Annotated in this window: 7 protein-coding genes; 5 read left to right on the plus strand and 2 right to left on the minus strand. The window is 33.5% G+C overall.

What is annotated here, in order from left to right; translation table 11 throughout:
• Positions 1-486 precede the first annotated feature (486 nt).
• From ACTWQB_RS16445 to ACTWQB_RS16460, 4 genes are all read left to right on the plus strand, one after another.
• Positions 487-795 (plus strand): hypothetical protein, encoded by a 309-nt coding sequence (locus ACTWQB_RS16445; protein WP_443140248.1) that lies wholly within the window; start codon positions 487-489, stop codon positions 793-795.
• Positions 788-1,261, plus strand: a complete 474-nt coding sequence (locus ACTWQB_RS16450; RefSeq protein WP_443140249.1) for a hypothetical protein — start codon at positions 788-790, stop codon at positions 1,259-1,261. Before ACTWQB_RS16445 ends, ACTWQB_RS16450 begins: the two co-directional genes overlap by 8 nt.
• Before the next feature lie 192 nt (positions 1,262-1,453).
• A complete protein-coding gene (locus tag ACTWQB_RS16455; protein ID WP_443140250.1) occupies positions 1,454-2,608 on the plus strand; it encodes a hypothetical protein in 1,155 nt (384 codons plus the stop codon).
• Positions 2,609-2,743: 135 nt separating this feature from the next.
• Positions 2,744-2,896, plus strand: coding sequence for a hypothetical protein (locus ACTWQB_RS16460; protein ID WP_443140251.1), 153 nt, complete (start codon positions 2,744-2,746; stop codon positions 2,894-2,896).
• A 255-nt stretch (positions 2,897-3,151) separates the two neighbouring features.
• Here the strand turns inward: ACTWQB_RS16460 and ACTWQB_RS16465 are convergent, their stop codons facing one another.
• Positions 3,152-4,351, minus strand: a complete 1,200-nt coding sequence (locus ACTWQB_RS16465; protein WP_443140252.1) for a tyrosine-type recombinase/integrase — start codon at positions 4,349-4,351, stop codon at positions 3,152-3,154.
• Between the two features lie 249 nt (positions 4,352-4,600).
• On the opposite strand from ACTWQB_RS16465, the gene ACTWQB_RS16470 reads away from it, so the two are divergent.
• Positions 4,601-4,879: a hypothetical protein gene (locus ACTWQB_RS16470; protein WP_443140253.1), complete on the plus strand. Its 279-nt coding sequence runs from the start codon at positions 4,601-4,603 to the stop codon at positions 4,877-4,879.
• A gap of 73 nt (positions 4,880-4,952) precedes the next feature.
• Here ACTWQB_RS16470 and ACTWQB_RS16475 read toward each other — a convergent pair.
• Positions 4,953-5,151, minus strand: a 199-nt coding sequence (locus ACTWQB_RS16475; protein WP_443140254.1) for a hypothetical protein, incomplete at its 5' end; no start/stop codon positions are given.

The raw sequence follows: 5,151 nt of genomic DNA on the forward strand, positions 1-5,151 counted from the left end.
GCTATTATTAGATATTCAAGCGGTTATCGATGTGATCCTATTCGACCGTCCATTATTTCGTCAATTTGTCTTAGCCGTGAGCACCAGGAATTCACCGTTTAAAAAAATTGAACAGAATGAGGTATGGTCTATCTAAGTAGTCGTGCATTATACAACACCTAAATCTTTTTATAATAAGAGGTGGTTAAAAAATGAATATAGAGTTGGTTATTAAGGTTATTCTTTTAATTATGCTTATAATATTTTTATCAATTCCAATTTATCTATTAGTCAAAAAGCATTATGACGAAAAAATAGCGCAATCATTTACACTATCTGTCGTGTCAATAATATCAAGTGTTGTGATACTTGGAGCGTATTTGTAATGGCCTAGTGTGATGTGATACGAATCTTAATAACGTGTATAATTGTGAAAAACTTCAAGTGTTATCATACTTTCTGTTGTAACTAGGTACAACAAAGGGATAAAAAAGGGAGGACGCACATATGGAAGAAACATTTGCGGTACCAGCTTATTTTACTCAAAAAGGAGTAACTGAACTAGGATTTAGTTTAGAGGAGGTAGGTACAGCCATAACTTTATCTGCTTACGAAAACGACAACAAATTCACTTTTAGACAAGCTGTTGAAGAACTATCGACACATGGTCCAGAAGATGAGAAGCTATCTATATTCGAAATAAGAAGAATCATAGACACCCTAGAAAAAGAAGGAATATTTAAAATTTATATATATAAGAACCATTTTAATATTGAATGGTTGCCTCGATCAGAAGGAGAGATGAATAATGACTAATTTTTTTCAAAAGAATCCAACCGATATAGTTAATGAACACACGGAAATCTCAGTTAACCGATTGGAAGAAGATTTAACATTATCAATTAAGGATTTAGTTGTTCTTTGCTATCAAGAACACGGAGAGAATACTATGAGTAAAATGTCTATGATAAGTAATAAAGAATTAGAAGAACTTGGATACGATGTATTATTAGATGTATTTCATCTAATTAGAGAGTTAGGATGGGGCAAACCATCTATTATATGTAATCTCATTATTTCTGAATTAGCAGATAGTACACACAATCTACCAAGTAATTTATCTTCAAATAATCATAAGGAAACTGCCCGTAATCTCGCAGAATATTTATGCTTAATTTCAACTTTTAAACAACACAAAGAGCTATTACAGAATTATATTAGCATCAATATAATTCGAGAGATAGAAAGAATACATTCAGATTTAAACAGACACATGGTATAACTAATAATAGCTTAACTTCTTTATCCCTTTGTCTAGTTAGACTGTTTTAGAACTATTCTTCCTTAAAAAGAACAACCACCTGTAAACAACATAACAGCAAAAGTTGATTTTTTGACAATTTTGATGATTCACCTAACATAAAATGGTAGAATAGTAGACAGATTATTTTACCATGAGAGTTAGGTGTTTTTTATGTCTTTTTATGTCGATAGGTTTAATGAACACATTTTTCATAAAACCCTTGCATCGTGTTTTAATAAGGTAAAGCAAATAACCGAAGAAGATGTTGAGCTCTCCGAAAAAGCCGAAGATCACATAGAACGCTTACAATATCTTTTAAATCTATTCAGACACAAGGTTGAACAAATTGAACCTTTAGCAACTCCTAGTCATTTACTAAAAACTTGGGATACACATTTAAAAAAAACACAGACGGAACTTAATACTTTCTTATCAAATAAACAAGTAAATCATTTGGTTACTGCTAATGAAAACGCCGAAAAAGTTATTATTGGTGCTTTAAGTTTAAGTCATCTGTCTGCGGTAGAAGATGAAGAAATAATCAAAGAAAGAGTTTCTTCACTCAGCCGCTCTATTGGTGGACATAAAGGGCAAATCACGAGAGATCTAAATGAGGCATCCGAAATATTAAAAGAAGTAAAAGACTTAAAAGAAGAAATTGAGACAATTAAAGAGAATAAAGAAGAAGAACTTAAACAACTCCACGATGACAAAACAACGCTATTCGACAACTTAGAAGCTACTATTCGTGACGAATACAAAGAGGACATTACTGAAAGCATTACAGAGGTTGATAACTTTATAGAAACACAAAAAAATAATCTATTGGAGAAGAAAGAAAAGCTAGATGAATTATTTGAATTAGTAACAAATGGTGCAATCTCTGGAGCTTATCACAAAGCTGCAGAAGACGAAAAAAAGTTAAGAAATAAGTGGTACTGGTCAACAATTTTAGGATTTATAGGTTTAATAGGAGCTGCTACTTACATCTTTTTTAGCGGTCCAGATGACATAACCACTTATAGTGTGATCTCTAAAATACTTATTACAACTGCTCTAGGTGCTTTTATTACGTATTCAGCAAAACAAGCATCCATTCATCGTTATCAAGAGCAAGTGAATAGAAATATTGAGTTAAAAATGAAGTCAATTGATCCGTATTTATCTATTTTTGAAGATGAAGAAATGAAGGAAATCAAAAAAGATTTAGTGGAACCTTTATTCAAAGAAGATAGAACCATTAGAAAAAATACTAATGAAGATGAAGACACTCAACTTTCTATAAGCACAATCCTAACTCTTATAGAAAAAATCAAAAAGACATAACAAAACATACGTTCTTATTCTTTGTGTAGTTGGAAATATCATGTATAATATAGACAAGCAGTTCTCGGAAAAGCAAGGTAGTGGGCTTTCTCCTCTATACCCGTTCTTACTAAGGCGGGGGAGGAGGTGAAGCTTATGAGCAAAGTTTTAATATTGGCATTTTTGCTAGCTCTAGCAATGGCCAGTATATTAGATGCTCAAATTTTAGTCCTTCCGTTTATCTTTATGATAAATATGGACAAAAACAAACTACCTTGCTTAAGGGAGCAAGGTAGTAAGAAGAAATAAACAAACACGAGAGACAGCCCATTATCTTGCGAACGGAACTGCAATGAGGTGGAATGTAGTCGCATTCCATCTCTTTTTAATTATAACTCATTTTATTCAATTCATTCATGCAACATATATATGCATCTTTATTTACTTTTATTATAACGTAGTTCAGACTGGTGTCAATTGTTTCAGACTGTAAACTACATATTACTACTATAACCCATTATTTTAGTTTAAAACATATATCATTTAGAACAGAACATATTAAATTCAAATATATTTCTGAATAACACCTTTATGCCACTCTAATGTCGCAAACTGGTCTTTCCCATACTCTTTCTCTAAATAAACTTCTGTTGTTTTAATATTTTCACGACCTAACGACCGTTGAATAGTATACACATCCACGCCTTGATCGTAACTCAAAATCGCAAACGCATGACGGAATGTGTGCGGGGTTATGGTCGCGATTTGTTCATCTTTATCTTGGCTGTCTGAGTCATCACCTATTTTTTTGTATCGCTTTAAATTAACGCGTCTAACGGCTTTACTGAGCAACTGCGATAAATAAGACGGACTATAAGCCTTGCCGGTTGCGGTTGGTAACAGTGGTTCATTGTCTGGTGTTTTATCAAGTGCAGCTAACAAGCGGGCTTCACGAAACTTAACTATACTCTCCATTGTTTTACCCCTCAACGGTATGTGCCGCTTCTTGTTACCTTTCCCTCGAATGTATAAAAAGTATTGCTCACGATCCACATCGTAAGAAACATCGCCCACTTTCAGCTTACATAACTCTGAATTACGAATGCCCGTCGTCACAAAGATATGAATCAACGAAAAATAAATCGGATGTGGGTCAACTTCAGAAAAATGGTCCAGTAGTTCAAACACTTCAGATGGAGCCAGGTCTTTATTTGGTCGGTCTGCTTTTTGAACCGAATAGGTCTGCATACGACTGGTTAAATCATGTGTGGTATAACCCTGGTCATATAAAAAGCGTAAAAACATCCGCCAGATAGCTGTTTTACGTGATAAGGTAGCAGGTGAAAAAACAGAGTTTCTTCCTATTATATAGGGGTACTGTTCCGCATACCAAGATTGAAACCGTCTAAGGTGTCTTGGCTGCAAGTTTTTAAATAAGGTTCCTTCTTCAAATGACGGAAAGTCGAGTCCAATATCTGCACGATACTCAATTAATAGTTTGGCCAACTGTAAGAGTTCCCTTAGATACTCGTTCTTGGTATTTTCACTTCGATTGCCTTTTTGGTTCTGATCCTTTCGAATATGGACAAAGTAATAAATCATATCCAGATCATTAAAATGTTGAAAAGTGGATTGATGATGTCGTTCTGCTTCATCTATTTTTTGTTCCAACACTTTCATATGTGACTCATCATGTAATTGATGAACTGAAACATATGGTAATGATTGGTTATTTAGTTCGTTCATCGAAATGATTGACGACATAAAGGACACCTCACTTATATATTCTCTTTACATCATCATATATCATATAAAATTTAATAGAAAGTCCTATGATATAAAAAAATAGAATATTTGTTTACACTATACAGTATAGCATTAAATTAATATATATTTATTATTTAATAAAATGTATGTTATTTATTGAAACTTAATATAAGGTGTGCTATTCTGTAAATAACAGAATATTAAGATAACTTAACACCAACTATTTTATTAAAAGGAGATGACATAATGGAAAAAATTAAAGGACTTCATGTCGAAAATCTAAAACAGGAAGAAACGGACAGAGGGGTTGAATTTAATGCCAACCTATTTATGGATGGACAAGCCATAGGCGATATTGAAAACCGTGGTGATGGTGGTATCACAATGGTTCATGTCAAAAATGACTATCAATCAGATTTTAAGGAACGTGTTTCTCAATATTATGATGAAGCTGATGTGCATGATGGTGAACCGTTACAGAAGTGTTACTACCACACGAATACTAAACTAATGAAAGGAATGTGATTGAAATGAATAAACAACCAACCGAAAAAGAGAGACATAGATACGAGAAACTTATTGACAGTTTAATGGACGACTAAAGAGTCAGTAATGCTGAATTTATTGACACAGGTGGCGGTTGTGTATTAATTGCGTTAGAAGTCACGGACATTGAAGGGACACGATTTGTCGGAATCGATGATGAGTCTATCGTCGGAAGAACCATATCAATTATCGAAACTGAAGGTGCAGAAAACGATACATTTTTCGCACAAACACAAGACGAACTAGAAAAG

Origin of the sequence: Piscibacillus sp. B03, from assembly GCF_052246295.1 — a bacterium.
In the GTDB taxonomy this organism is placed as follows: Bacteria; Bacillota; Bacilli; order Bacillales; family Alkalibacillaceae; genus Piscibacillus.